Annotated in this window: 23 protein-coding genes and 1 pseudogene; 16 read left to right on the forward strand and 8 right to left on the reverse strand. The window is 54.8% G+C overall.

Going from position 1 to position 25459, the window contains the following annotated elements; translation table 11 throughout:
* The first annotated feature begins 6 nt into the window (after window positions 1-6).
* Window positions 7-339, forward strand: coding sequence for a Na+/H+ antiporter subunit G (locus tag IEX86_RS14390; RefSeq protein ID WP_188866827.1), 333 nt, complete (start codon window positions 7-9; stop codon window positions 337-339).
* A 186-nt stretch (window positions 340-525) separates the two neighbouring features.
* Entirely contained in the window at window positions 526-1008 is a 483-nt protein-coding gene (locus IEX86_RS14395) for a DUF421 domain-containing protein (RefSeq protein ID WP_188866828.1), read from the forward strand.
* Between the two features lie 22 nt (window positions 1009-1030).
* On the opposite strand, the gene IEX86_RS14400 is transcribed toward IEX86_RS14395, so the two are convergent.
* Window positions 1031-2293, reverse strand: a complete 1263-nt coding sequence (locus tag IEX86_RS14400; RefSeq protein ID WP_188866829.1) for a DUF2254 domain-containing protein — start codon at window positions 2291-2293, stop codon at window positions 1031-1033.
* A gap of 257 nt (window positions 2294-2550) precedes the next feature.
* Here IEX86_RS14400 and IEX86_RS14405 point away from each other — a divergent pair, with 257 nt between their 5' ends.
* Together IEX86_RS14405 and IEX86_RS14410 are read left to right on the forward strand one after the other, a co-directional pair.
* Window positions 2551-3318, forward strand: a complete 768-nt coding sequence (locus IEX86_RS14405) for an OBAP family protein (protein ID WP_188866830.1) — start codon at window positions 2551-2553, stop codon at window positions 3316-3318.
* A gap of 333 nt (window positions 3319-3651) precedes the next feature.
* Complete coding sequence (locus IEX86_RS14410; protein WP_188866831.1) at window positions 3652-4371, forward strand: amidotransferase; 720 nt, start codon at window positions 3652-3654, stop codon at window positions 4369-4371.
* 57 nt (window positions 4372-4428) lie between these two features.
* Here IEX86_RS14410 and IEX86_RS14415 read toward each other — a convergent pair whose 3' ends face one another.
* From IEX86_RS14415 to IEX86_RS14430, 4 genes are all read right to left on the reverse strand, one after another.
* On the reverse strand, window positions 4429-5634 hold the full coding sequence (locus IEX86_RS14415; RefSeq protein WP_188866832.1) for an MFS transporter: 1206 nt from the start codon (window positions 5632-5634) through the stop codon (window positions 4429-4431).
* Between the two features lie 259 nt (window positions 5635-5893).
* A complete protein-coding gene (locus IEX86_RS14420; protein ID WP_188866833.1) occupies window positions 5894-6805 on the reverse strand; it encodes a LysR family transcriptional regulator in 912 nt (303 codons plus the stop codon).
* Window positions 6806-7344: 539 nt separating this feature from the next.
* A complete protein-coding gene (locus IEX86_RS14425) occupies window positions 7345-8208 on the reverse strand; it encodes a DedA family protein (protein ID WP_188866834.1) in 864 nt (287 codons plus the stop codon).
* Between the two features lie 71 nt (window positions 8209-8279).
* Entirely contained in the window at window positions 8280-8699 is a 420-nt protein-coding gene (locus tag IEX86_RS14430) for a DoxX family protein (protein WP_229685348.1), read from the reverse strand.
* A 332-nt stretch (window positions 8700-9031) separates the two neighbouring features.
* Between IEX86_RS14430 and IEX86_RS14435 the strand changes: the two genes are divergently transcribed.
* From IEX86_RS14435 to IEX86_RS14480, 10 genes are all read left to right on the forward strand, one after another.
* A complete protein-coding gene (locus tag IEX86_RS14435; protein WP_188866836.1) occupies window positions 9032-9685 on the forward strand; it encodes a hydrolase in 654 nt (217 codons plus the stop codon).
* A 21-nt stretch (window positions 9686-9706) separates the two neighbouring features.
* On the forward strand, window positions 9707-10144 hold the full coding sequence (locus IEX86_RS14440; protein WP_188866837.1) for a DoxX family protein: 438 nt from the start codon (window positions 9707-9709) through the stop codon (window positions 10142-10144).
* Complete coding sequence (locus tag IEX86_RS14445; protein ID WP_188866838.1) at window positions 10141-10704, forward strand: antibiotic biosynthesis monooxygenase; 564 nt, start codon at window positions 10141-10143, stop codon at window positions 10702-10704. Before IEX86_RS14440 ends, IEX86_RS14445 begins: the two co-directional genes overlap by 4 nt.
* Before the next feature lie 18 nt (window positions 10705-10722).
* Window positions 10723-11139: an OsmC family protein gene (locus tag IEX86_RS14450; protein WP_188866839.1), complete on the forward strand. Its 417-nt coding sequence runs from the start codon at window positions 10723-10725 to the stop codon at window positions 11137-11139.
* Complete coding sequence (locus IEX86_RS14455) at window positions 11132-12040, forward strand: pirin family protein (RefSeq protein WP_188866840.1); 909 nt, start codon at window positions 11132-11134, stop codon at window positions 12038-12040. Before IEX86_RS14450 ends, IEX86_RS14455 begins: the two co-directional genes overlap by 8 nt.
* An 11-nt stretch (window positions 12041-12051) precedes the next feature.
* Entirely contained in the window at window positions 12052-12870 is an 819-nt protein-coding gene (locus IEX86_RS14460) for an alpha/beta fold hydrolase (protein WP_188866841.1), read from the forward strand.
* Window positions 12871-13045: 175 nt separating this feature from the next.
* Window positions 13046-14887: an amidohydrolase gene (locus IEX86_RS14465; RefSeq protein ID WP_229685363.1), complete on the forward strand. Its 1842-nt coding sequence runs from the start codon at window positions 13046-13048 to the stop codon at window positions 14885-14887.
* 10 nt (window positions 14888-14897) lie between these two features.
* Window positions 14898-16511 (forward strand): MFS transporter, encoded by a 1614-nt coding sequence (locus tag IEX86_RS14470; RefSeq protein ID WP_373290442.1) that lies wholly within the window; start codon window positions 14898-14900, stop codon window positions 16509-16511.
* A gap of 83 nt (window positions 16512-16594) precedes the next feature.
* Window positions 16595-17218, forward strand: coding sequence for an isochorismate family cysteine hydrolase YcaC (ycaC, locus tag IEX86_RS14475; RefSeq protein WP_188866843.1), 624 nt, complete (start codon window positions 16595-16597; stop codon window positions 17216-17218).
* Window positions 17219-17265: 47 nt separating this feature from the next.
* Window positions 17266-18174: a LysR family transcriptional regulator gene (locus IEX86_RS14480; protein WP_188866844.1), complete on the forward strand. Its 909-nt coding sequence runs from the start codon at window positions 17266-17268 to the stop codon at window positions 18172-18174.
* A 238-nt stretch (window positions 18175-18412) separates the two neighbouring features.
* Here the strand turns inward: IEX86_RS14480 and IEX86_RS25015 are convergent.
* From IEX86_RS25015 to IEX86_RS14495, 3 genes and pseudogenes are all read right to left on the reverse strand, one after another.
* Window positions 18413-18609 (reverse strand): annotated as a pseudogene (locus IEX86_RS25015) (IS5/IS1182 family transposase); the annotation flags it as partial.
* Between the two features lie 156 nt (window positions 18610-18765).
* Window positions 18766-20583, reverse strand: a complete 1818-nt coding sequence (locus IEX86_RS14490) for a monovalent cation:proton antiporter-2 (CPA2) family protein (protein ID WP_188866845.1) — start codon at window positions 20581-20583, stop codon at window positions 18766-18768.
* A 146-nt stretch (window positions 20584-20729) separates the two neighbouring features.
* Window positions 20730-21746, reverse strand: coding sequence for an alpha/beta hydrolase (locus IEX86_RS14495; RefSeq protein ID WP_188866846.1), 1017 nt, complete (start codon window positions 21744-21746; stop codon window positions 20730-20732).
* A 158-nt stretch (window positions 21747-21904) separates the two neighbouring features.
* Here IEX86_RS14495 and IEX86_RS14500 point away from each other — a divergent pair, with 158 nt between their 5' ends.
* Together IEX86_RS14500 and IEX86_RS14505 are read left to right on the forward strand one after the other, a co-directional pair.
* Window positions 21905-22789, forward strand: coding sequence for a LysR family transcriptional regulator (locus tag IEX86_RS14500; protein WP_188866847.1), 885 nt, complete (start codon window positions 21905-21907; stop codon window positions 22787-22789).
* Between the two features lie 324 nt (window positions 22790-23113).
* The gene (locus IEX86_RS14505) at window positions 23114-25330 is read left to right on the forward strand and encodes a TonB-dependent receptor (RefSeq protein WP_188866848.1); all 2217 of its coding nucleotides are present in this window, start codon (window positions 23114-23116) and stop codon (window positions 25328-25330) included.
* Window positions 25331-25459 lie beyond the last annotated feature (129 nt).

Consider the following 25459-nt stretch of genomic DNA (forward strand, 5'->3'; position numbering starts at 1 on the left):
AAACATATGAATCCATGGCTTGAAGGTCTCATTTGCGTGCTCCTGCTGGTTGGTAGCGGGTTTACCTTGGTAGGCTCTATTGGCCTGCTGCGCTTACCTGATTTCTTTACCCGGCTGCATGGTCCAACCAAAGCCACTACATTAGGGGTAGGCAGTACGGTGATTGCATCAATGCTGTATTTCACAACCCAGCACGACGGTCTGAGCCTGCACGAACTTCTGATCCCCTTGTTTCTCTTCATCACTGCGCCTGTCAGTGCGCAAATACTCTGTAAAAGTGCAATGCAGCAGCGATTGAAAACAACGCCCAAGACGCGGGGCAAACCCTGGCAACTTTAAGCATGGGCACACGGTTCAGATTCAACAGGAAACGTGAAACGACCACGCTTTATGGATGTATCAATCCCGAGGGGGCAGAGGGGGAGCTCCAACAAGCACGCTTGGATGAACGACTCAGGCCTGTTGCCCTCACACTTTATAAGACATGTAAAGGAAACCCATACACCCCCACAAGCCGGAGGACTTATGTTTTTTGATAGCTGGAGCGGGCTGATCAGGGTCATCGTCGTTGGGACGGCCGCCTATATAGGCCTGATAGCACTTCTGCGTATCTCGGGCAAACGAACATTGGCACAGCTTAATGCCTTTGACTTTGTCGTGACTGTAGCGTTGGGCTCAACGCTCGCTACAGTACTGTTGTCCTCCAGTGTGGCTTTGGCGGAGGGGTTGACCGCGTTTGCCCTGCTTATCGGCCTGCAATATATAGTCACCTGGAGTAGCGTCCGCTGGCCCGTTGTACGAAAGCTCGCCCGATCATCACCTTCTCTGCTGGTCTATCAAGGCGCCTGGGTAAAGGACAATCTAGAGAGTAATCGCGTGACGGAAGATGAGGTCATGCAGGCATTGAGAAAGCAAGGGAAAAGCTCCTTGAGTGAGATAGGCGCGGTAGTGCTGGAAACAGACGGTAGTTTTTCTATCCTTCAGAGCGTTCCTGAGGGTGGGCTTTAACGGAGCGGCCAGTGATGGCCAGTCATTGATCATGGAACAGCTCGGCCCTTAGCTGACTGAGCCGCTGCTTATCAGCTTCCATTGTCATTGCCTGGTATGCGCGTTTAAATGCCAGCTCGCTTTGCTTGACCACTGCAGCCTGTATTGTGGTGTTCCCCAGGCGCCCCAGGCAGGCCAGGGCCTTTTGCAGACGTATGTTTACTTCGATCATAGTGGCACCATCGCGTGCGATTGGGGTAAACAGATCGTCGAACAGCTCACCAATAACAAGCGGCTTAACATAGATACGGCTAAACGCCTGTTCCACAGGAGGTGTAGCCTCAGGATGCTTAGCCAGACAAGCCAGTACCCTTACGGCACGACCAATGACATCAATGGCTGTCCCTTGATCATTAAAGCCGGGTGATAGTGCCCGTGAAGCAATCTCGGCCATTACAGAGAGCCCAAAACGCGGGTCATGCTCGAAGGTGCGCTGTTCACCGAGGACAAAGGCATCTCTGAACTCATCATCATGCTGTTCGTCGAGGCCTTCTACCCAGGCCAGCGGACAACTGGGGTCAACAAAGCTTCCTGGTAATACATTCACGTACACACGACTGCGCTCGTCACGTGTCAGTTTCGCCAGGGCAGGCATGTCGAGATGCTGGATATACCCGATACGTGTAGGGAATACAGGTCGCGCCTGGGTTTTATAAAAGGAGTTCTCTGGTAGCGGATTACCGCCCAGATAAGGCTGTTCCAGCCGCTGGTGTAGTGCTTTTAGGGTAACGTGTTCCACCTGAGCCGTCGTATCGCCTACCCGACCCAGGCTGCTGAGCCGGTCGATCCAGCGTAGCAGGGCATAGACTATCAGGACGATGACGGAGAGCGTTACCGCAAACAGAATGACGCGGCCCTTAGCGCCATAAATTCCGGTACTGAGCGCAATAATACCAACAAGGCTAAATATGAAGGATCCGATAAAGGTTGACAGGGCATTCTGTGTAGTAGGGTCCTCTACCAGAAGAGAGGTTGCACGCGGGGTAACGTTGTTGGTGGCTGAGCCGTAGGCCGACACCGTTGTACTCAGGGAGAAGGTCGTGACGGCCAGCATGCTCGACGCAATGATACCCAGGATGTTGTCGACTGCGTCAGCGCCGATCTTGGTAGGAAGCTCATCTGGAATATAAGGCGCCAGCACCAAGGCTACCAACGCTGTCACCACGCCTAGCAGGGAATAGAGGCTGGCTCTGAACCATGGACGTTTGCTCGTCCTGAGCAAGAACCATTTCCAACGCTCTATCATTGTTCAGCTCCCTAGGGATGATCCATCATCCTATAGCGACCCGGCGAACACAGGCGCGTTCGGTAACCCTATGAAATTTACAGTATGGCGCTGTGAGTAACGTCCACGCCCAATGGGGCTCGGATTTTTTGCGCAACTATCCGGTTGCAGCGCTTATTTGGTATCCGCCTTGCCTAACCTTTTGCCAGGGACCTGCGTTGCGCCCTCGGGGATATCTATTACGCTGATCTGATCAGCGTGATCTATACAGGTGTTTCATGAGTGTCTATGTAAAAATAATTCCTTTATCTCTGGCCTTCCTACTAGCAGGCGCCTGCTCCAGTGGTGGTAATACGGAGTCGTACATCGCCGCGCCCGGCACCCCCAAACAAGCGATGACCAAAACCCTGGAAGCCGGTGCCGATGTCCTACAGAGCAAACCGCCTATCGAAGCGCTGAATGCCTATCTGGATGGGTTTCACTTTTATAACGGGAATCCGCATGGGCAAATGGAGGCTCACCATTACTGCTCGGTTCTTAATGAGCAGGTCATTCAATGCGTTATCTATGATGGCAACACCAAGAGTGCCAAGCTTATGGGGGTGGAATACATCATTGATGAGGCGCTCTTCAAGCAGTTGCCCGCTTCAGAAAAAGCGCTGTGGCACAGTCATGTTCACGAGGTGAAATCAGGGCAGTTGGTGGCACCGGGAGTACCGGAGCTGGCCGAGCACAAGCTGATGGAAAAGCTCGTGCACACCTATGGAAAAACCTGGCATACGTGGCATACCGACCTGGACAAGACGTTACCGCTGGGTGTCCCTCAATTGATGATGGGTTTCACGGCTGACGGCCAAGCTAATCCGCAGATGGTCGAGGCACGTGATCGTCGTATGGGCATCGACAGCCAAGCGAAAAAAGCCGCTCGGGCCGATATTGTTGCGCCCGCTATTGATCCCGGTGCGGATGCCTGGCAGAAAGGGAAAATCATCCAGATCAAGGATCCGACCACCCCGCATGGCTACGGTGCTCACTCGCCACACTGAAAAAAACCTGCCTGGCTTTTTACGTTCTCTGCCAGGATGAGATGCTGAATTGGTAGCCTACAAGGTATAACCCTCTGGAAAGCCCGTTTGGAAAGCACTGCAACATTCTGGATGCAAAAGGCGGCAGGTACTACGTCCACCTTTAAAGGAGATGTATGTTCCGTCTTTTCCGCAGCAGGCGGGGCGGTTCAGACTCTCCTTTTATTCGATATCAGATTGATTTGATTGCCGTCCCTTGGGGTAGAACCGCCATACGGCGCTGGCGTACCATGTCATTTGTACTCGCGCAGTCGCGCGTTGATTTCGCTATCTTTGCTATCGCTTCGGAGTCCCATGCCTGTTCGGATCTGCATCCTCGAAACCGATATTCTTGTCCCTGAACTGGCCGAGCTGTACGAAGGCTACGGTGCCATGTTTATTCGCCTGTTCGCTCAGGTACCTGAGCCCGTTGAGTGCACGGTGTTCAACGTAGTCGAAGGGGATTATCCCTCCGACGATATGCAGTTCGACGCCTATCTCGTTACGGGTAGCAAAGCGGATTCCTTTGCTGATGATCCCTGGATACTGCGCCTCAAAACCTATGTGCAGGAGCGCTATGCACGGGGCGATAAACTACTGGGGATCTGCTTTGGTCATCAATTGCTGGCGCTGGCGCTAGGAGGTATAGCCGAGCGAGCCAAGACAGGGTGGGGACTTGGGGTGCAGCGCTTTGAGGTGGCCCAGGGGTTTTCCTGGCAGAATCCTCCGCTGCAAGAGGTTACGCTAATTGTTTCACATCAGGATCAGGTAACAGCGCTGCCACCGACGGCGCAATGCCTGGCCTATAGTCGTTATTGTCCAAACGCTGCGTTTGTCGTGGGTGATCAGGTGCTGTGCTTCCAAGGGCACCCGGAGTTTGTGGCTGACTATGCTAACCGACTGCTGATTCGGCGCCAGTCGGCGTTTTCTGCTGAACAGTACGAGACGGCGGTAGCATCGCTTGAGCAGCCTCATCAGGGCGAACTGATTGCGCAATGGATGGTGAACTTTGCGGCTGAACCCCGTAAGCATTGAATCAATGCTTACGAGAAAGGCGGCCTGGCAAGACCGCCTTTACAACAGGGTAAATGATTAAGCGTTAGCGCCTCGTAGATGGCGAATGCCAAAAAACACCAGCGCCAGTAGTGGCAGGCTGCTGCCGACCCAGACGACGGCAGTCCAGCCGCCACGCTCATACACGGTACTGGCAATGGCCGAACCCATAGCCCCGCCCATAAAGATGCTGGTCATGTAGAGACCGTTCAGGCGAGCACGGCTATTGGCGTCCAGCATATACACGGCGCGCTGCCCCAGAACCATGTTCATCTGCACCGCAAAGTCGAGCAGGATGCCGGTCACTGCCAGGCTGATGACCCCATACGGTGAGTGAATTAAAGCTGGCAGAAAACTCAAGGCTGCAAGCAGCATGGCGAAAGCCGAAGCGCGATGCGTATGGCCGGCATCGGCAAGCCGCCCTGCAATAGGTGCGGACACAGCACCTACAGCACCGACCAGTGCAAAGATTGCAATCTGCGTTTGTGATAGGCCGTAATGGCGAATCAACTCAAGGGGGGCGGCCGTCCAGAACAGGCTGAACGCGGCAAACATCAGTCCCTGATATAAAGAGCGCTGGCGTAATACAGGCTCGCGAGTGAACAGATGGACCATAGACAACAGGAGTTGGCCGTAATGCGCCTGATGAGTCGGTTTACGCGCGGGGACAACTTTCAAGACCACCCCGGCGATCGCTAGCATAATCAGCGCACTGGTAAAGAACACCGTGCGCCAACCGAAATGGTCGGCCACAAGACTAGAGGCTGGACGTGCCAGGAGGATACCCAGCAGCAGGCCGCTCATAATCGTGCCCACTATACGCCCGCGCGATTGCTCCGGGGCCAGGTGCGCGGCCAGAGGGATCAGAATCTGCACGGCAACCGAGCTGACACCAATCAAAAGAGAGACTACAAGGAATACACTCGGATCTGTTGAGAGACCGGCAGCCACCAGCATCACGGCCGATGCAAGTACCGTAATGACCATCAGGCGACGATTTTCTACCAGGTCGGCCAGTGGAACGAGCAGGAGTAGCCCCAAGGCGTATCCTATTTGAGTGAGCGAGACGATAAAGCTGGCGTCGTGCTCGCTGAGCCCAACGGCGGGTGCGATCAATTCGATAATAGGCTGCGAGTAGTAAAGGTTGGCAACGATCGCGCCGCAACAGAATGCAAAAAGTAATACCAGCCCTTTTGAGAAGGCAGTAGGTGAACTCTTATGATCGATCATCGAGGCGGTAGTCATTAAAGTCTCCTGGCAAGGCAATGTTTATTGGCATCAGTTCAGGGCAGGTTTAAAAGGCGACGGGCTGGCATGGTTTTCCTGACTATTAAAGGCGGTCCGCTCGATAAGACATCGAAGCAGGCAGCGTTTAGATGACTCAATACCGGTCCCACGCATGGCTGATTGCTCATAACGTCATTAATAAGGCGTACCTTAAAGACCAGGACGGAAAGAGAGAATCGGATGGCTGAACAATGCTGCGTTGCGTTGGGTGCAATGCCTAGCAGGGACGTAGCCCAGCAAGGCGAGTCTCACAAAACTCAATAAAGGCATTTACCCGCCGGGAGCCACGCCGATTGGGCAGATACAGCGCTGAAATTGCCGTACTAGCCTGGTTTGGATTGACCTCATGATGGGGAAATAGCCGTATAAGTCGGCCGCTCTCGATATCGGCCTGTACCAGCCAGTCAGCCAATAGGGTGATGCCACCATCGGCAAGAGCTGCTTTATGCAAAACCTCGGCGTCATTGCTGCGCAAACGCCCCTTGATAATAACCCGGCTGGTTTCTCCGTCTCTGGTGAAGAGCCATGCCTGCGGTGCGTTGCTAAAGTTGAAAGGCAAACAGTCATGACGAGCCAGATCTTCAGGCTGTTCAGGAGATTTGTTGCGCGCCAGATACGCTGGGCTGGCAACGACGAAACGTTGGAAGTGACCAATCGAACGACAGATCAGCTCATCCTGGATACCGGGTGAGCCTAGCCGTATGGCAACATCGATCCGATCAGCAAAAAGATCGACAAGCGTATCTGTCAGTTCCAGTTCCAGATCTACCTTGGGGTAACGCGCGAGAAAGGCAGCCAGGTAGGGCGCAAGATAAGCACGGCCAAATGCAGCAGGTGCTGTAACCCGAAGTGGCCCGGCAGGCTCTTCACCCTGATCGTGAATCTGGGCGTCGGCGGCCTTTACCTCATCCAGGATCTGTCTCGCCTTGATGTAGTAGAGCGAGCCGGCCTCTGTCACGGTGACCTGCCGCGTTGAACGGTTTAGCAGCGTTGTGCCTAGCTCCTGTTCCAGTGCATCCATGAGACGGGTGACGGAGGAGGTGGCCACCCCCAGCGAACGGGCAGCTGCCGAAAACCCTTTTGTGTCAACGGTCTCTACAAACCAGCGCAGCGCCAGGAGCTTGTCCATGATGAAATCTTCCATAAACCGTGGCTGAAGGCTGATCATCATATAGCAGCTGACCTTGTCTATGCTGCTCTGAGGAAGAAGGGAATCAGTCTCAGGCAAGTGAAGTGCTTTGGTGGCGATTGTAGCCGTACCTACGGCGGCTGCGGCCTGCCGTATCAGTACGCGGGCAAAGTTGGCCACGCCAAAGCGGGTGAGGCAGCCTCCTGAATCTTCTGTAGCGCCGTCATGTAACCAGTGGCTTCAGTGAGGATCAGTGAATGATTGCCTGATCCGCATAATCGGTTTTTAACTTGCTAAAGCTTTTGTGTAGGCTGAGGAGCAAGCGAGCACGGTCGAGGTCATCAGCCTAAACTCTGGTGGTAAGCAATACTGGCTCACGTGCAACGCCGCTTTTTGCAAGAACACTACCAGCGTCTTACCTATGGTTATTGATCTGAGCCATATGGAGCGTTTGGTAGCCCAGCTCGAGCGCCATCCGTACGCAAGACGTAACGGACTCTTAGCAAGAGGAAGCGTGGTCAGATTCAGTGAAGAAATACTCATGAGGCCTCCTGCAAGGTATGAGCCGAGCTGTGCCAGTCTTGCCAGGGGTCAATACGCGCACGGCAATGCACCCATTGAGAGGCGTCCGGCCGGGCACGTTGGTATCGTGCTGTATGGAGGGTGCGTCCGAGGCTTGGGGTATCCTGAGGCGTCGTCATGACAAGGGTTTCAACTGTCGGGATAGCAGGTTGGCTGGCAGAGCGCTTTACAAAGGGCTGATTGACCGATTGCAGGCGATAGGTAGCGGTCTGCTGCGTCAGACGGCTGGCAAGACGGCGGGAGCGAAGTTGGTGCAGTACCAGTAGTGTCAGAGCAAGCAGCAGTCCTGTAGCGGCCAGCCCGGGAAGCAGGTATTCCTGAAGCATGTCCAGCGCCATGAGCACGGGCGCTTGAAAGACATGGCCGAGCATTAATGCGGAACCGGCCCATAGCGCCGACCCCAGGACGTCATACACCAGAAACTGAACCAGCGACATTTTCTGCGCTCCTGCCATCAAGGTGGCGACCGCGCCCATACCCGGTACGAACTTGGATATCAGTAGCCATTGTGCGCCGCGCCTGGTAAAGCGTGCCGAGCAAGTGCCGGCATTTTCCCGGTGTGAAAAGGGAAGCTTTGCCAGCCAGCCAAGGATCTTGTCGCCATGGCGCAGGCCTGCCCAATACCAGACCAGATCGGCCAGCACACATGCTAACGAGGCCAGCAAAAGAAACCCGGTCAGCACTGTGGAACCTGTGGCGGAGGCACCGGAGGCAACCAGAAACGGATAGGACGGTAACGGTGCGCCCAACTGCTCGGCGAAGACATTCACGAACAGCAACACGGCATTTCCAGTCAGCAAGGCGCTCATTACGGACGGCATGGCGGCGGGTCTCTTTGATCGTGCAGGGCAGGGCGGTACGCCCTTTAGGCGGCGTACCGTGCGGTGTCAAGTCAGGCGAGAGCGAGGCGACGTTTGCTAAGAGCGCCGTCCAAGCTGAAGGCGCCGCTCCCGAAGGCTACGACCTGCAACAGGCCACCGGTAATGGCGATATTTTTCAGAAAGTGGATCAGCTGGTTCTGATCAGCAAGGTTATTGTGGAAGACCACCGCCGTCATGAGGGTAAAACCTGCCATGATGGCTGCTACCCAGCGGGTCTTGTAGCCCACGAGCAACAGGCTGGCCAACCCTACCTCAACGCCAATCGCCCCCAAGTAGGCCAGAAGTGGAAACGGCATACCGACGGACCCGATGTAACCCATGGTTGCAGCAGGCGCGGCCAGCTTGCCAATACCGCTGAACAGAAACAGTGTACCTAGCAGCAGGCGTCCAACAGTGGCGGTATAGGCTTGAGAGGCGTTCAGAGTAGTCATGATCATATCTTCCATTGGAGGTAGCAGGGGCCCGGCTGATTGGCCGAAGCGGTATGGAAGAAAGCTTAATGTCTCTTATAGAAATGATTAACTAGATAGATTACGAATATTAGTCACAAATTGGTGGACAATAGCTGGGTGCTTAAGATTTAGGCTGGCCTTCACTATGGAGGAGTTACGCTTCCCGTCTCCTCTTGTTCAATTGAAAGCACTCACATGTGTCAGGCGCTCAGTCAATAGCACATACGTTCCAAACACAGCACAAGCGTTCAATCTTCAAGATCATCATTAAGCGACAGTAGCGGCACATCCACTACTACTGGAACGCTTCCATGCCAACCGCCATCGCTGCCCCAGGCAAAGGTCTCATCGATCCTTTCAACCATACGTTGATTATGATTGATCACCAGTCCCAAATGGCTTTCGCTACCCACTCGATCGATGCGGTCACCTTGCGTAACAACGCCGCCCTGGTTGCCAAGGCAGCCAAGGAGTTCCAGGTGTCCACCATCTTGACCACCGTGGCTGAGAAAAGCTTTTCCGGCCCGATCTTTGAAGAGATCAGCTCTGTTTTCCCCGAGGCTTCGGTAATTGACCGTACCAGCATGAACACTTGGGAAGACCCGCGTATTGCTGACCGGGTGAACACGCTTGATAAAGGCCGCATTGTACTGGCGGGCCTTTGGACCTCTGTCTGCATTGTGGGGCCAGCATTGTCAGCACTGGATCAGGGGTTTGAGGTGTATGTCATTGCAGATGCCTGTGGCGACGTCTCAACCGAAGCCCACGAGCGTGCTATGCAGCGCATGATTCAGGCGGGTGCCCGACCCATGACCTCTCTTCAATACCTGCTTGAGCTGCAGCGAGATTGGGCACGTGGTGAAACGTATGATCAGACTGTAAAGACAGCCATCGCACATGGTGGCGGTTATGGCTTAGGGCTGATCTATGCCAAGACCATGTTCAATGCCTCTGAAGGCCACTGAATAAGACAGGTGAGGTCAGCGATGAATGCCATGCATCGGCCCGCATTAAACGATATCGGCCTGCTGTTCCTGCGTACAAGCGGTGGTTTGCTGCTGCTCTGGGTGCATGGCCTTCCCAAACTTATGAATTATCAGCAGCAGTTGCAGGTGATTGAGGACCCGCTACACCTAGGGCAATGGCCCACGTTGGCAGCGGCTCTATTTGCCGAGATCATCTGCCCGCTGTTGATCATCGCAGGGTTCGGTACACGTCTGGCTTGTTTGCCTATTTTGTTTCTTCTGCTGATAGCGCTGGTGGTTGTGCATCCCGAGTGGACCATGGATCAAGCCCAATTCGGTTGGTTGTTAACCATCCTCTTTTGCACGCTTGCTCTTACCGGGCCGGGTCGTCTGTCGCTTGATGCATGGCGCCAGCATCGACATGCCCAGCAGCCTCTGACAAGGAATCAGCTCGCATGAACGAGATTGATCTCAACCATGTGGTGACATTAGTCATCCACCATCAGGTGAAGACAGGGAAGCGTGATACGTATGAGGCCTGGCTGCGCCGCGCGGTGGCTGCCGCCAAGGAGGCGCACGGGCATCTGGGTGTCAATGTTGTCCGCCCCCAACAGGCCAACGGAGTATTCACCACGGTAGTGCGCTTTGCAACGGCGGAGCAACTGCAGGACTGGATTACATCGGACCGCCGTCGTCAGTTGGTGGAAGAAGTGATGCCGCTTTTGGAAGACGGTGACCATCCGCTGGTGCACGCAGATGCGGAATTTTGGTTTACCCCGCCGCAGCCGGACGTGCAGAAGCCGCCCCAGTGGAAGCAGGCAGTACTGACTTTTCTGGTGATCAGCCCACTAAGCATGCTGATTCCCCAGCTGTGGCATCCCGTATTTCAGCGCTTTCCGGCATTGGGCGGTTTGGTGCCCAGCAACCTGTTGATCACATTTTGCATTGTGGTGCTGGTGGTCTTTCTGATTATGCCAAACGTAACGCGCTGGCTTGCAGGCTGGCTGAACGCTCAGTAAAGGAACAGGAGCAGCAACATGACTCATACTGTTACCGCCATGCTAGGCCCCGTTCCATATCGCGTGACGCTTACTGAAGGCACGCACCGCTGGCTGGCTGATCTTGACCTTGCAGAAACAGGGCATACCGGCCCTGACCCCCATGAGCTGCTGCTGTCGTCATTGGGTGCTTGTACGGCTATTACGCTTGGACTTTATGCCAAGCGCAAGGGATGGAGCATCGAGGAAGCCCATGTGGTGCTCACGATTGTCTCGGAAGGGGGCGCCCCACACACCACGCGCATAGAGCGAGACATTGAACTGCTGGGTGCCCTTGATCACGAACAGCGGCTGCGGTTGCTTGAAGTCGCCAATGCCTGTCCGATTCATAAACTCTTGCATGGCACAGTGGATATCGAGACACGGCTGATGGAAGAGGTAGCTGGCGATGCCTGAGGCCTCTTTCCTGCGCATATCTGCCAGGTCCGCTGAACTGGGTGCCGGTCTGCGAGTAGGCCAGGTTCTGCCCACACGGCAACGCCGTACGATTGGTGCCTGGTGCTTTCTCGATCATGCCGGACCCACCGTACTGGAAGAAGACACCGGAATGAACGTTGGCCCGCATCCGCATATTGGCTTGCAAACCTTTACCTGGATGATCGAGGGGGAAATTCTTCACCGCGACAGCCTGGGCAATGTACAGCCCTTGCGTCCAGGCCAAGTCAACCTGATGACCGCCGGACGCGGCATAAGCCATACGGAAGAATCGGCATCTGCGTCGCTTAACCTTCACGCTGCACAGCTCTGGATTGCACTGCCGCCGCTGATGCAGGCCTGTGAACCCGCATTTACGCATTACCCCGATTTGCCACAGTGGCATATCCAGGGTGTAGAGATGACGTTGCTGGTCGGCCGCTATTGCGAAGAACAATCCCCGGTCCAGGTGCACTCACCATTGCTTTGCCTTGATCTGGCTGCATCCGGCGGTGGTGTGCTCGACGTGACACTAAATCCGGCTCATGAATATGGGTTGCTGGTTCTACAAGGTGAAGCGCGCCTTGCTGGCGAAAGTGTAGGGCCGGACGAGCTTGTTTATCTGGGTGGTAGCCGTTCTTCAGTGCCACTGGCGCTTGCGCCTGGAGCACATGCACTGCTTTTGGGGGGTGAGCCGCTGCCCGAGACGCCTCTGATCTGGTGGAACTTCGTGGCCTACGACTGGAACAGCATTGCCAGCGCTCGTGCGGACTGGGAGAGCGGCAACGCCCGCTTCGGCACTGTGCACGGTTATGTCGGTGAGCCTTACCAAGCGCCCCCTCTGAGTCGATCCATCAACCCTACCGCTACACAGCCAACCTGAAGGAGAACACTATGAGCACGTTTACAACCCAAGGCGGCACTGAAATCTATTACAAGGACTGGGGCAGCGGTAAGCCTGTTCTGTTCAGCCACGGCTGGCCATTGGATGCGGACATGTGGGAATACCAGATGCATTACCTGGCATCCCGCGGCTATCGCACCGTTGCATTCGACCGTCGTGGTTTTGGTCGGTCCAGCCAGCCCTGGACTGGTTATGACTACGACACGTTTGCTGATGATATTCATCAGCTGATCGAGCACCTGGACCTCAAGGACGTGACCCTGGTCGGCTTCTCCATGGGCGGTGGCGACGTGACGCGATACATCGCCCGCCATGGCACGGCCCGTGTCGCCAAGCTGGCGCTGCTGGGCGCAGTGACGCCGTTGTTTATCAAGACGGCGGATCATCCTCACGGTGTGGATAAAAGCGTGTTCGACGGCATCAGGCAGGGTTTGCTCAAGGACCGCGCCCAGTTCATCAGCGATTTTGGTCCGGTGTTCTATGGCACCAACCGCGATCAGAAAGTCTCAGACGGCGTGATGACCCAGACCCTGAATGTTGCCCTGCTGGCGTCCCTGAAAGGCACCGTGGATTGCGTTACGGCGTTCTCTGAAACCGACTTCCGCCCCGACATGGCCAAGGTTGATGTACCCACGCTGGTTATCCATGGCGACGGTGATCAGGTTGTCCCGTTGGAGGCAACAGGCAAGTTGGCTGCCGAGATGATCCAGGGCGCTGAGCTGAAGGTGTATCACAACGCCCCACACGGGTTTGCCGTGACCCACGCCGAGCAGTTGAACGAAGACCTGCTGGCGTTTCTGAATCGCTAAACCAGTATCGGCGGCCCTCACGTCCGCCGGTCCATGAGACGTATTTATGCAAAGGGATCCTGAGAACCCGCGCCGCCGCAAGGTGATTGCGAACGCTTCTCTGCTGGGCGCTGCGGGTGCGCTCTGGTCTGCGCTGCCGTTTGGTCAGGGCACCGGTTATGTATTTGGAGGCACCATGCAACACGCTGATTTAATCTTGTACAACGGCCGTTTTCATACGGTGGACCGCGAAAAGCCACAGGCCAGTGCTGTTGCCATCAAGGATGGGCGTTTTCTGGCAGTAGGGACTGATGCTGAGGTAATGCCCCACCGTGGTTCTGCAACTCAGATCATTGACCTGCAGCAGCGCACCGCGATTCCCGGCCTCAACGACTCGCACCTGCACCTGATTCGGGGTGGGCTCAACTACAACCTTGAACTGCGCTGGGAAGGGGTGCCTTCCCTGGCTGATGCCTTGCGCATGCTTAAGGCTCAGGCTGAGCGGACTCCGACACCACAATGGGTCCGTGTGGTTGGCGGTTGGAACGAGTTTCAGTTCGCCGAGCGCCGGATGCCGACCTTGGATGAGATCAATCAGGCGGCGCCGGATACACCAGTTTTTATCCTGCACCTTTACGACCGCGCACTACTCAACCGGGCTGCCTTGCGTGTGGTGGGCTACACCCGCGATACCCCCAACCCGCCCGGAGGCGAGATCCAGCGTGATGCCAACGGTGAGCCGACCGGTATGCTGATTGCCCGGCCCAATGCCATGATCCTGTATTCGACGTTGGCCAATGGACCTAAACTCCCCCTGGAGTACCAGGTCAACTCCACCCGCCAGTTCATGCGTGAACTCAACCGTCTGGGGCTGACCAGTGCCATCGACGCAGGCGGTGGCTTCCAGAATTACCCGGATGACTATCAGGTTATCCAGGAACTGGCCGATGCCGGTCAGCTGACGGTGCGTATCGCCTATAACCTGTTTACCCAGAAGCCCAAGGAAGAACTGGCCGATTTCCGCCACTGGACCGGTAGTGTTCAGTACGGACAGGGCACTGACTTTTTCCGTCATAACGGGGCAGGGGAAATGCTGGTGTTCTCGGCCGCTGATTTCGAGGACTTTCTTGAGCCACGCCCGGACCTTGCACCAGACATGGAGGCTGAGCTTGAGCCTGTGGTCCGCCATCTGGTCGAGCAACGCTGGCCGTTCCGCCTGCATGCTACCTATGACGAATCCATCTCGCGCATGCTGGATGTATTCGAGCGCGTCAATCGCGATATTCCATTTAATGGCTTGCCCTGGTTCTTTGACCATGCCGAGACCATCTCCCCGCGTAATATCGAGCGAGTAAAGGCATTGGGCGGCGGCATTGCGATTCAGGATCGCATGGCCTTCCAGGGCGAATACTTTGTTGACCGCTATGGTGCCAAGGCTGCACAAGCGACCCCACCTATCAAGCGCATGCTGGCCGAGGGTATTCCCGTCGGTGCCGGTACGGACGCCACCCGTGTGTCCAGCTACAACCCCTGGACCTCGCTGTACTGGTTGGTCAGCGGCAAGACTGTTGGCGGCATGGCGCTGTATGAAGAGGGTCTGCCGCGCGAAACGGCTCTGCAGCTCTTTACGCAAGGCAGTGCCTGGTTCTCTTCGGAGCAAGGCAAGAAGGGACAGATCAAAGCAGGTCAGCTGGCTGACCTTGCCGTGCTGTCGGCTGACTTCTTTAGCGTGGATGAAGAGGCCATCAAGCATATCGAGTCACTGCTGACGGTCGTGAACGGCAACGTCGTCTATGGTGCGGGTGAGTTTGATCGCCTGGGTCCTCCGGCTATCCCCGTAGTTCCGGATTGGTCGCCGGTTGCCAAGGTGCCAGGTCACTGGAAACCGTCAGCCCCGCTTCAGCAGCAGGTACATCAATGCGTGGGCTCCTGTGGTGTGCACGGGCACAGCCATGAGCGGGCTCGTCAGAAATCGGTTCCGGTGAGTGATTACGCCGGTTTCTGGGGCGCCTTTGGCTGCTCCTGCTTCAGCTTCTGAGGACCTTGATATGAGCAGTGCAGCGCCCATAATGACGTCATCTTCTCCCTGGAGCCCTTTGCGACAGGCGACCTTTCGCTGGCTGTGGTTGGCCAGCATCGCCTCCAATATAGGCACCTGGATGCACGAAGTGGGCGCTGGCTGGCTTATGACATCGCTATCGCCTAGTCCGCTGGCGATCGCAATGGTCCAGGTAGCTGGTTCCTTGCCTATGTTCTTTTTGGCACTGCCCGCCGGTGCGCTGGCAGATATTGTCGACAAGCGTCGCTATCTGGTGGGTGTCCAGGTATGGATGGCAAGCGTTGCGCTGCTTTTAACAGCGCTAAGCCTGCTCGATCTCATGTCGGTGTCAATGCTGTTGATCCTGACATTGGCCATGGGTATCGGCACGGCCTTGATGATGCCCGCCTGGTCAGCGGTAACGCCTGAACTGGTAGACAAATCAGAGCTGCCCGCTGCCGTGGCGTTGTCCAGCCTTGGCATGAACGTGGCACGTGCCATTGGTCCTGCCCTGGCTGGAGTCTTGGTAAGCCTGAGTGGACCCTGGCTTACGTTCGCGTTGAATGCCGTATCGTTCCTCGCTGTCATTGCCGCGCTCCTGGCTTGGCGGCGGACTCCCTCGGCTGCGGTACTGCCCGCAGAGCGCCTGTTTGGCGCCGTTCGGGTTGGCCTTCGCTATGCCTGTAGCGCCCCTTCGCTGCAAGCAGTGCTGGCCCGGACTGCCGCTTTTTTTCTGGGTGCCAGTGCCGGCATGGCTTTGCTACCTCTGATAGTGCGGCAAGCTTTACAGGGCAGCGCGGCTGATTACGGTGTGCTGCTAGGATGCATCGGTATTGGTGCGATTGCCGGTGCTATTGGATTACCACAGCTAAGAGCCAGAGTACGAGGCGATCTGATCGTTGCCGGCGCTAGCGCAGTGTATGCCCTTGTGTTGCTGGGCCTGGCCTGGATCCATTCCTTTGCAGGCCTGATTCCGGTCATGCTGGTCAGTGGCGCCGCCTGGATTGCCGTACTGTCCAGTCTTCAGGTAGCTGCACAGACCTCAGTGCCTGCTTGGGTCAAGGCGCGTGCACTGGCGGTCTATATCCTGATTTTCTTTGGCACCAGCGCACTGGGCGCTGCGGTGTGGGGCGCTGTTGCCAGTCATTTCTCGCCCAGTCTGGCGCTGAGCGCAGCCGCCGGTGTGCTGCTCGCCGGGATCGTCCTGACCTTGCGTTTTCGTCTACCCGTTACCCAAAGCGAAGACCTTGCCCCTTCGCTGCATTGGCCGCAGCCGGTACTGGACTCAAGCCTGGACCGTGAACGTGGCCCGGTACTGGTCACGCTGGATTATGTCATCCCTGCCGAGCATGCCCAGGCGTTCCGGCAGGCCATGGTGCCGGTCCGCCATATGCGCCAGCGTAACGGCGCGTTTTCCTGGGGGCTCATGCAGGACAGTGAAAATCCCGAGCGCTGGCAGGAGTTCTTTTTCGATGAGTCCTGGCTCGCTCACTTGCGCCATCACGGACGCGTCACCCATGGCGAGAAACAGATCGAAGCCGCGGCACGCCGTTATCAAAAACCGGATGTGCCGATTGCCATACGACACCTTTTAAGCGCCGCCACCGGATCACGCGACGCTTGAAACCACGAATTCGTACCCGTCGGTACGAGAAGAGCCTGCACTCAAAGGCTCATGATGTGCCAACACTTTTAAAGGATAAAATCATGACTAAGCCATACAACCGCCTTAACAAAGATGACGCCCTTGTTCTGCTGATTGACCATCAGGCCGGCCTGATCTCTCTGGTGCAGGACTTTACGCCGAATGACTTCAAGAACAACGTATTGGCCCTGGCCAATAGCGCCAAATTCTTTGGTCTGCCTACCATTTTGACTACCAGCTTTGAAAACGGCCCGAACGGCCCGCTGGTGCCTGAGCTAAAAGAGCTGTTCCCCGATGCGCCCTACATTCCACGTCCCGGTCAGATCAATGCCTGGGATAACAGCGATTTTGTCGAGGCGATCAAGGCGACAGGTCGCAAGCAGCTCATCATGGCCGGTGTTGTGACGGATGTTTGCGTAACCTTCCCAGCACTCTCCGCCATTGCTGAAGGGTTTGATGTGTTTGTCGTGACTGATGCGTCCGGTACGTTTGACCAGACTGTCCAGCAAGCGGCCTGGGCCCGCATGAGTGCATCCGGTGTACAACTCATGAACTGGTTCAGCGTAGCGTGTGAGCTGCACCGTGACTGGCGCAATGACATCGAAGGGCTGGGTGCGCTGCTTTCCAACCACATCCCCAACTACCGCAACCTGATGACCAGCTACTTCAAGCTGGCCGGTAAGTAAGACCAAGGCCGGCCGCCTTACCGGGCGGCCGGCTATAAGGAGCACCTTTGAACCGGAACGATCTACGCAAGGTAGACCTGCAATTGCTGGTCATTTTTGAAACCTTGATGCATGAGCGTAACCTGACCCGTACGGCAGAAAAGCTCTTTATGGGCCAGCCCGGTATCAGCGCGGCGCTGATTCGTTTACGCGAGTTCTTCAAGGACCCGCTCCTGGTCCGTAATGGCAAGCACATGGAGCCGACGCCCCGTGCGTTGCAAATCCTGGAGCGCCTGCATCCAGCGCTTGACGGCCTGTCCTGTGCTATTAGCGAAGTACATGACTTTGTTCCTGAAGCCAGCAAGGCGGTTTTTCGCATCGGTATGTCAGACGACGTGGAATGTGGTCTCTTGCCTGCGCTGCTTGCCCATATTCGTACGGCTGCGCCCGGCTGCGTGCTGGTTGTTCGAAATGCCAACTTTCTGTTGCTACCCGGCCTTTTAGGTAGCGGCGAAATCTCCATGGGCATCAGCTATACGACGCAACTACCTGCCAATGCCAAGTGCCGGACGCTGCGCAAGATTCGTGCATTGGTGATTCGCTCCGACAGTCGTCCGGGGTTTTTGACACTGGAAGACTACTGCGCAAGACCGCATGTGCTGGTTTCCATGTCGGGAGACCTGTGCGGCAATATCGACAAGGATCTCTCCCGTCTGGGTCGCATGCGACAAGTTGCCCTGGGGGTACCGCATTTCAACGGGCTGGGAGCGATCCTGGCTAATTCGGACCTGCTGGCAACAGTGCCGGATTATGCTGCTTATGCACTTGCTGCAAGTGGCGCTTTGCGGGTTGAAGAGCCGCCATTTCCGATCGAGCCGGCCAATCTTTCACTGGTATGGCGTGCTGCGCAGGATACTGACCCGGGTGAACGCTGGTTGCGTAACCAGATTATACAGTTCATGGGTAACCCCATCTGACGCGGGTAATATTCAAGGGATAATTCCCAACTTGATTAGCAGGCTTAACATCCTTTCTATAGTGGTTTCTTTTGTCACTAAAGGCTGGGTGAGGCTCATGATGATCTAGGTCAAGCACATGGTTTTCACAAGCGAAAGATATGAATAAATGGTAGCAATAAACTTGTCAGTAGTCGTGCCTTTGAGGTTCTGATTTTACTGGGTAAGGTTGGGGTTATAGGGCCGCTAACAAAACCCCTCAATGACATATACAGGTGAGGCTGCAGGCCAGGGATAGTAAGGCTCTAAGGCTCGGTGAGTATTAAGCCTGCGCTCAGACCTGATACACAGGTTGCCCCGCGCAGCTAGCCAGGTATGGGTACGCTCTACTATCCAGCGATGACGGCCAAGCCGTTGCTTGCTGTTTACTCCCTTACGGGCGATCCGATCAGTGATCTCCCATTTGCAAAGAAAAGACGCAGACTATTAACCCAACACCGGCTGGCCAAGAGCGTTGAGGCTATGGCCACGCTGGTATGTGTCTTTATGCTGTATGCGTCACTACTTTTCGTACAAAACCTAACACAAGGCAAACATCTGATTCTAATTGGCTCAGGAGCTAATGGTTGAGGCAGGGCTATCAATAGCATCCTCCTCAAAAAGCCGCGCCAGCTCTACACGTGCCTCCTGAGCGGTCTGCATCACCTTGGCTCGGTCTTCTCGTACCATATGTTGCGCAGCCAGGACCTGCTCGTCATGCGTGATGAACTGCCTGATTCTAAAGTCTGCCTGACTGGCTGTAAGGCCCAGCCCTTCAAGGGTGCGTCGGGTCATCTCAAGACTTGAGTACAACGTTTCGCGCACAGGGGTGGCGCCTACATCAAGTAACTGATGTAGATGCTGCCGATTACGGGCACGAGCAATGACCTTAACGTGTGGGTAGAGACGTTGAACTACCTCTGCAGTACTAACTGCCTTCTCTACGTCATCCAATGCCACGATGAAATATTGGGCGTTACCTACCTTGGCTGCACTCAAGATTTCTGGTCGCGTAGGGTCTCCATAAAATACAGGTACGTGTTCAAAGGTACGTGTCATTTCGATGGTGTCTACGGAGGTGTCCAATGCCACGTATGGGATGTTCTGGGCATGCAGGATGCGCGCAACAATTTGTCCTACCCGTCCCATGCCCGCAATAACGACCCGTGGGCCTTCGCTTTCAATCGCCTTGAAGCTTTCCGGTATTGGCTTGACAGGCTGCGGTTGGGACTTGAGCCACTGGGTAATAGCAAGCTGTAGCAGTGGGGTGACGGCCATGGACAACGTAATGGTCATCAAGAGGATGTCATAGGTACGGGTATCAAAGAGTCCATTACCCTGGGCCAGCTTGAAGACCACGAAAGCAAACTCACCTCCTGCCGCAAGCACAGTCCCCAGGCGTAATGCCGAGATTGCATCAAGGCCGCCTGCCATCCGGCCAATCATCATTAGCAATGGAAGCTTGATGGCGATGAGTAAGAGGGTCAAACCAATGATCAAAGCAGGTATTTCAAGTAAAAGGCTTAGGTTTGCCCCCATACCTACACTGATAAAGAAGAGTCCTAGCAGCAGGCCCTTGAAGGGCTCTATCTGGGATTCAAGCTCATGACGGTATTCAGAATCAGCCAGTAGCAGGCCCGCGAGAAAGGCACCAAGGGCCATCGAAACACCTGCCGTATCCATCAGCCAGGCGGTGCCAACTACAATAAGCAATGCGGTTGCCGTAGAAACCTCAGGCAGGCCTGTCTTGGCAACGATTCGAAAGACTGGCCGTAACAGATAACGCCCGCCTATCACGACTACGGCAATACTGCCCAGCACTTTCAGTCCAGCCATTAACAAACTTTCACCTCCTGTATTGGCACCCTGTGTGGCAAGGAGCGGCACTAATGCAATCAACGGAATGGCGGCGATATCCTGAAACAGCAGGACGGCAAACGCGAGTCGGCCATGGGGGCTGTTCAATTGTCGGCTCTCCGCAAGACTTTGTAGGCCGAGGGCCGTGGAGGATAGTGCAAGCCCCAAGCCGAGAATTACGGCCGCTGCAATTGATTGGCCAAAGAAAATAATTGCAAGCGCGCCGATGGCGACGCCAGTCACGATGACCTGGGCAAGGCCTACGCCAAACACAGCCTTGCGCATAAGCCAGAGTCGTCTGGGCGAAAGTTCAAGGCCAATAATGAAAAGAAGGAGCACAACGCCCATTTCAGAAAAGTGCGCGACACTTTCCGGATCGTCAACCAGCTTGAGGACTTGAGGGCCGATAATGACACCTGCCAACAGATAGCCCAGTACTGCACCTAATTGAAGCCGTTTTGCCAATGGAACGGTAATGACTGCCGCTAAGAGGAAGATTACCGAGGCTTGTAGAAGGCTGCCTTCATGTGGCATGTAGAAATCCTTTAAGACTGTGACGCCCGGACGTAGTCGGACATGTGGTATGACGCGTGTAGGACACTGCCAATGAGTGACTGGCCTGGTAACTGTTAACGCAAAACGCTCCCGACAGATAAAGCTGCCGGGAGAGGATGGGAGGATCAGTTCAGGTGGGCCTTGAGCTCACCTGCTGCCTGACGCATTGCTGCCTTGACTTCAGGAATAGTGCTCAACGGATTAAGTAAGCCATAATCATGAATCATGCCGTTGTAACGAACGGCGGTCACATCAACACCAGCCTCATCGAGCTTTTGTGCATAGGCTTCGCCTTCGTCACGCAGTACATCAAGGCCAGCGGTTTGAATCAGGGCAGGCGGTAGACCTTTCAACTGATTCGTACTGGCTCGCAACGGGGAGGCATGGATATCGGCGCGCTGTTTGGGATCGGTTGTGTAGTTATCCCAGAACCATTTCATCATCCCGGTAGTCAGGAAGTGCCCCTCAGCATACTGCTTATACGAGGCAGTATTGAAATTGGCATCTGTCACAGGCCAGAGCAGTAGCTGAAAGCGCAATTTGGGTGTTTTTTGCTCTTTTGCCATCAGGCTGACGACTGCCGCCATGTTGCCGCCTACACTGTTACCCGCTACAGCCAGGCGACTGCCATCTACTCCAATTTCCTTTCCATGATCAGCTACCCAGCGGGTGGCCGCGTATGCCTGATTGATGGCAGTAGGATAATGAGCTTCAGGGGAGGGGGTGTAATCTACATAGACTGCAACAGCACCTGAGCCTACTACCAGATCATGGATAAGGCGTGCGTGCGTCGGATAATCACCTAACACCCAGCCACCACCGTGAAAGAACATGAACGCTGGCAGATTACCTTTCTGTTGGGCGGGACGAACAATAGTCAGCTTGATGTCTTGTCCATCAGCTTTGATTGTACGCTCGCTTACTTCTGTTCCTGACGGGTCAACCTTGACAGAGGCCTGTGCGCCGGTAAGCACAGCGCGTGCATCCTTTGGGCTTAGTTGTTCAAGAGGCTTGCCACCGCCTGCATTCAGGGCATCGAGGAAGGCCTGGGTCTGATGCTCTGCAACAGGCTCAGCGGCATAAGCGCTGCTGATGGATGCAGCAAGTGTTAGGGCGGTCAGGGTTTTCTTGAGCATGTTCATGTTGGCTTCCATTCAAATGAGGTTTGGACTAACTAAGCCCTAACAGGCCGCGTCGGCGCGTTTACCTGTGTAGGCGGTATGGCGCTACTTTAGGCCTGGTCTAAGATGGATACAATTATCTAAAATAGAGACTTATTGATTCTAAAAAAGGGACAATAGTGGACCGCCTTGAATGCATGCATGCATTTGTCGCTACGGTAAATGCCAATGGGTTTGCTGCCGCAGCACGTATGCTGGGTGTACCTCGCTCAAAGGTCAGTAAACAGATTCAGGCGCTGGAGGAGGCGCTCGGCGTGCAATTGCTGCTGCGCACGACTCGCAGTCTGCATCTCACAGAATCGGGCAGTGACTACTATGAGGCCTGTCGGGAAGTGTTGGCCTCGGTGGACGAGGCGGAACAGCGAGCGCGTAGCAGTCTTGCAGAGGTACAAGGTGTACTGCGGGTCAACGCTCCGATGTCATTCGGGCTGTGCCGGTTGGGGCCATTGATTCCAAGGTTTTACCAGCGACATCCAAAGGTGGAGTTGCAGTTGGTGTTTAGCGACCAGCAAGTTGACCCTGTAAAAGGGGGATTCGATGTAACTATCCGCATTGCAAGTCTTGCAGACTCTTCAATGGTGGCCCGACATCTGGCTCCTGCACCGCGTGTACTGGTTGCCTCCCCTGACTATCTCAAGCACAAGGGCATCCCACGGATCCCGCGTGATCTGGCCGCTCACCAGTGCCTGAATTACGGCTACCTCCAAGGTGGCGTGAGCCTGCAGCTCAGCAATGGACGAGAGACGCAGAGCGTGCATGTGACCGGTCCCCTGCATGCCAACAATGGTGATCTTCTGGCGCAGGCCGCAGAAGCAGGAATGGGGATTGCGCTATTGCCAACGTTCATTGTGAAGAAGGCACTAGAAGAAGGGCGGCTCGTTTGCGTAATGTCTGACTGGCAGGCGCCTCCTATTTCCATCAATGCCGTTTATCCAACGGCTCGGCGCATACCCCTCAAAACTCGTACGTTTCTAGACTTCCTCGTTCAGGAGCTGAGCAACTGATCCACCAACAGGCATACCTGATATAGGACTTAGGCGTAGCAGGATCCAATCATGCCCTTATGCCTTCTGGTCAAGCTGAGTATCTGAAGTTGCTTGAGTGCCATGGGCTATAAGCGCCTGACCAGTCGGTATCAAAGATCGATGCCAGAAGCCTGTGAGCTTTACGCAGATAATGGCTCTTATCTTATTTCGCTCAGTAGGGCTATATAACGAATGTGCTATTAAGTTTGAGACGCATTATTGATTGAGAGTGCTTTGAACTAACATTCCTGCTGGATTTTGCTGTGCACGTCTGCTTTTACCTATTCATAGGAATGTCTGGCCATGGTCTCTCGGGAACGGAATGTTTTTTTAAGGCAACCTTATCGTCTGGTATTTAGTGCTGCCTTGTGTGTCATACCTATCTTTGGAACGACACAGGCTGCTGAATCGGGCGCATCCGAAACAGAAAATTCAACGCTGAGCCTCGACAGTACAATTATTACTGCAACCGAAGCGGCTCCCGATGCGTTACCACCAGCCTATGGGGGAGGACAGGTCGCACGTGGTGGACAGCTGGGTATTTTGGGTAATCAGGACATCATGGACGTTCCGTTTACCACTTCCAGCTATACGTCAAAACTTATTGAAGACCAACAGGGGCACACTGTTGGTGATGTCCTTTCAAATGACTCTTCAGTCAGAGTGGCATCAGGCTATGGTAATGCCGCTCAGGTGTTTGTCATTCGAGGCTTTCCGCTTACAGGCGATGACATTTCATACAACGGTCTTTACGGGGTGATACCCCGACAGCTTATTGCGACTGAAGCTGTAGAGCGCGTTGAGGTTTTTAAGGGGCCTAATGCCTTTATCAATGGCGTTACACCAACCGGATCGGGCATCGGCGGCGGGGTCAATATTCAGCCAAAGCGGGCCGAGGAGACATCCGTAAGACGGTTCACGACTGATTTCACTAGCGACGGACAACTCGGTCAGCATTTGGATATAGGTGAGCGCATTGGGGAAGATGATCGCTTTGGCGTTCGGCTGAATCTGGCGCAGCGAGAGGGAGACACATCCGTCGATGATGAAAGCCAGCGAACCAAACTCTTTGCCCTCGGACTTGATTACCGTGGCGATCGTTTCCGGGTATCGGGAGACTTCGGTTATCAGAAGCAGCGCCTTAACGGCGACCGTAATGTCGTCTATGTAGGCAGTAGTCTAACTAAAATTCCTAAGGCACCTTCAGCAGATACCAATTATGGTCACGATTGGACGAAGTCCGAGCTAGAAGATACGTTTGGCATGCTTAGAGGAGAATATGACATCAGTGAAAACTGGACAGCGTATGCTGCTGCGGGCGCCAAGCACACGCACGAGGCAGGCACATACTCAAGTCCAACGCTGATTGACTCGCTGGAGACGATAACCAGTTCGAGTTCTTTCTTTCCCCATGACGAAGATAACCGCAGTGCCATGGGCGGGCTTAGAGGGCACCTCCAAACCGGGTTGATCAGCCATCAGATCAACCTTGGCGTAGCAGGCATATGGGCTGAACAACGGTCGGCATATTTGTACACCAGAGCCACCCGTTACACTACTAATCTGTACCACCCTGTGCCTAACGTGGAGCCTCCCTTAAATGGAAGCTTTGGAGGGGATGTACGCGACCCGAATATCACCGGCAAGACCAAGAATCGAAGCATAGCGCTCTCTGATACCCTAGGCTTTCTGGATGACCGAATACTGCTTACCGCCGGCGTACGGCGTCAGTCTTTGAATGTCAGCGGTTGGGGCTATAACGAGCAACGTAACGCTCGTTACAACGAGACTATTACTACGCCCATTTATGGCATTGTTATTAAGCCTTGGGACTACATATCCTTTTATGCCAATCGTATTGAAGGGCTGGCAAAAGGGCCTACTGCACCTGCAACAGGTGGCAGTGTTGCCATTATAAATAAAGGAGAGGTCTTTCCGCCTGCCCGGTCAAAGCAAGTCGAGGCCGGTGTAAAGCTTGACCTCGATACCTTTGGGGCCAGCCTGGGCATATATCAGATTGAGCAGCCTGCAGACGGGTATATCCAAGGGAACATGTATGTTCGCGAGGGCGAGCAGCGTAATCGGGGAGTTGAGCTGAATGTTTATGGCGAACCCTGGCAAGGCCTGCGCCTCTTGGCAGGTGCTACCCTTATCGACACCAAACTTAAAGACACGCAGGGGGGGACTAATGATGGTAACCATGCAATTGGCGTCCCTGACTTTCAATACAACCTTGGCGTTGACTGGGATGTACCTGGACTAGAGGGGGCTGCGCTTAACGCTCGAATGTTACGAACAGGTGGTCAATATGCTGATGCAGCCAATAACCTGAGCATTCCTGCCTGGACTCGAGTGGATTTAGGCGCACGGTACGGCTTCAAAGTAGAAAACAAGGACGTAACCCTGCGCGCCAACGTTGAAAACGTTGCAAACAAGGCTTATTGGCAGTCTGCCTATGGTGGCTACCTGACCCAAGGTGAGCCTCGTACCGTCAAGCTCTCGGCCAGTATCGACTTCTAACGCCGTTGCGAAGCGGGCCTGCTGAAACCAGGTCCTCTTTGTGATCTCTGCTTATTGTTGAAATGATTTAATTAAACAATCCCTCTTGTGTGAACCATGGATTTTTCAGGGTGATTTAGTCTTGTTTAA

The sequence above is a fragment of the Pseudomonas asuensis genome (assembly GCF_014646755.1).
GTDB classification, from domain to species: domain Bacteria; phylum Pseudomonadota; class Gammaproteobacteria; order Pseudomonadales; family Pseudomonadaceae; genus Chryseomonas; species Chryseomonas asuensis.

Coding starts and splice junctions, on each gene's coding strand:
- IEX86_RS14390 (WP_188866827.1), top strand. CDS start 7: ATGAATCCATGGCTTGAAGGTCTCATTTGCGTGCTCCTGCTGGTTGGT.
- IEX86_RS14395 (WP_188866828.1), top strand. CDS start 526: ATGTTTTTTGATAGCTGGAGCGGGCTGATCAGGGTCATCGTCGTTGGG.
- IEX86_RS14400 (WP_188866829.1), bottom strand. CDS start 2,293: ATGATAGAGCGTTGGAAATGGTTCTTGCTCAGGACGAGCAAACGTCCA.
- IEX86_RS14405 (WP_188866830.1), top strand. CDS start 2,551: ATGAGTGTCTATGTAAAAATAATTCCTTTATCTCTGGCCTTCCTACTA.
- IEX86_RS14410 (WP_188866831.1), top strand. CDS start 3,652: ATGCCTGTTCGGATCTGCATCCTCGAAACCGATATTCTTGTCCCTGAA.
- IEX86_RS14415 (WP_188866832.1), bottom strand. CDS start 5,634: ATGACTACCGCCTCGATGATCGATCATAAGAGTTCACCTACTGCCTTC.
- IEX86_RS14420 (WP_188866833.1), bottom strand. CDS start 6,805: ATGGACAAGCTCCTGGCGCTGCGCTGGTTTGTAGAGACCGTTGACACA.
- IEX86_RS14425 (WP_188866834.1), bottom strand. CDS start 8,208: ATGCCGTCCGTAATGAGCGCCTTGCTGACTGGAAATGCCGTGTTGCTG.
- IEX86_RS14430 (WP_229685348.1), bottom strand. CDS start 8,699: ATGACTACTCTGAACGCCTCTCAAGCCTATACCGCCACTGTTGGACGC.
- IEX86_RS14435 (WP_188866836.1), top strand. CDS start 9,032: ATGCCAACCGCCATCGCTGCCCCAGGCAAAGGTCTCATCGATCCTTTC.
- IEX86_RS14440 (WP_188866837.1), top strand. CDS start 9,707: ATGAATGCCATGCATCGGCCCGCATTAAACGATATCGGCCTGCTGTTC.
- IEX86_RS14445 (WP_188866838.1), top strand. CDS start 10,141: ATGAACGAGATTGATCTCAACCATGTGGTGACATTAGTCATCCACCAT.
- IEX86_RS14450 (WP_188866839.1), top strand. CDS start 10,723: ATGACTCATACTGTTACCGCCATGCTAGGCCCCGTTCCATATCGCGTG.
- IEX86_RS14455 (WP_188866840.1), top strand. CDS start 11,132: ATGCCTGAGGCCTCTTTCCTGCGCATATCTGCCAGGTCCGCTGAACTG.
- IEX86_RS14460 (WP_188866841.1), top strand. CDS start 12,052: ATGAGCACGTTTACAACCCAAGGCGGCACTGAAATCTATTACAAGGAC.
- IEX86_RS14465 (WP_229685363.1), top strand. CDS start 13,046: ATGCAACACGCTGATTTAATCTTGTACAACGGCCGTTTTCATACGGTG.
- IEX86_RS14470 (WP_373290442.1), top strand. CDS start 14,898: ATGAGCAGTGCAGCGCCCATAATGACGTCATCTTCTCCCTGGAGCCCT.
- ycaC (WP_188866843.1), top strand. CDS start 16,595: ATGACTAAGCCATACAACCGCCTTAACAAAGATGACGCCCTTGTTCTG.
- IEX86_RS14490 (WP_188866845.1), bottom strand. CDS start 20,583: ATGCCACATGAAGGCAGCCTTCTACAAGCCTCGGTAATCTTCCTCTTA.
- IEX86_RS14495 (WP_188866846.1), bottom strand. CDS start 21,746: ATGAACATGCTCAAGAAAACCCTGACCGCCCTAACACTTGCTGCATCC.
- IEX86_RS14505 (WP_188866848.1), top strand. CDS start 23,114: ATGGTCTCTCGGGAACGGAATGTTTTTTTAAGGCAACCTTATCGTCTG.